This is a genomic window from Dietzia sp. UBA5065 (assembly GCA_002415925.1).
GTDB lineage: Bacteria > Actinomycetota > Actinomycetes > Mycobacteriales > Mycobacteriaceae > Dietzia.
On sequence record DIAZ01000049.1, the window covers coordinates 13163 to 14346 of the forward strand.

The 1184-nt window shown below is 71.0% G+C and carries 1 protein-coding gene; it reads right to left on the reverse strand.

Annotation, left to right across the window (positions count from 1 at the left end; genetic code table 11):
* Positions 1 to 140 precede the first annotated feature (140 nt).
* Positions 141 to 1010, reverse strand: coding sequence for a type IV toxin-antitoxin system AbiEi family antitoxin (locus B4M60_RS03680; RefSeq protein ID WP_291080391.1), 870 nt, complete (start codon positions 1008 to 1010; stop codon positions 141 to 143).
* Positions 1011 to 1184: the final 174 nt, after the last annotated feature.

Below are 1184 nucleotides of genomic sequence, written 5' to 3' on the forward strand. Positions count from 1 at the left end.
GCTGCCCCTTCGGCTTGTGCTGGGGGAATGCACGCCTGGGCCGGGCTTGCGATGGCGGACGGGACCACAGAGGCAGCGTGAGTCGAGGGCGCAGCGCAACCGGGCGGGCGGCCGCCGACGCTGGCCCGGCCGCCGCCGACTCATGCTGCCCCTCTGTCGGCGGTGAGGCGGTAGGCAGCCTCGACCTGCCGCAGGATCTCGTCGCGCTGGAGACGGAAGATCCTGCGGTCCACCACGATCACGATCCAGCCGGCGGCCTGCAACCGATTCCGACGGTGTCGGTCCTTGGACTGCTGGACCGGGTCGTCATGATGGGGCCCGTCGTATTCGACCGCGATCTTCCGATCCGGGTCCGCGAGGTCCAGGCGGTATCCGAGTTCGCGAACCGCGACCTGAGGGATGAAGTCCGTGTAGCCGGCCGCGCGGAGGAACAGCCTCGTCTCGGTCTCTCGCGGTGACTCCGACCGGGGATCCGAGTCGGCCAGGACCCGCCGGGCGCGCGCAACGCCCCACGTGCCGGCGAGCGAGTCGACGGTCTCCTGCATCCGTTCCCGGGTGAAGCCCCTCCGGTACAACTCCTCGAGCGCGAGGACTCCGTCCACGTGGTCGTTGAATCGGGCGAGGTCGAAGGCCGTCCACGCAGGGCTCGTGACCCGAACGCCGCGGACCCTCGTCACCCATCGGTCCGGCACCGTGTATCGCCTGATCCGGAGACCCGCTCGCGCCCGACCGTGAGGGCCGACGCACAGTTCCGGGATCGCCTCGCCGGGTGCGGTGACCCCGTGGAGGGCAGCCGCCGACCACCCGGTGAGCACCGCGCCGGGGTAGAGGCGGAAGTAGGCGACAGACAGGGTCTCGAGGGTGAGCTCGGTGCTGGCGGGGAGCCACAGTTCGTCGGCGATCTTGACGAAGTCGCGTTCCCGCCGCCGCCTGGGGATGTGGGCGATCTCGCGGCTCAGTCGAGCTCGGGCGAGAACGGGGTGACGTACCTGAGGGCCGGTGCGGGTCATGCCCGAGATGATGCCGAGCGTCCATCGTCGTTCGGCCTCCGACCGAGGCCCTCCGGGGCATCCCTGTGGAGGGGTGGGGGCCTGTGGAAATCGCCGGATGCCCCCGTGGCCGCGACGCCGCACCCCGCGGGATGCGCTGGCTCTCTGACCTGCGCTGGCCGAATGGTCCCGTCG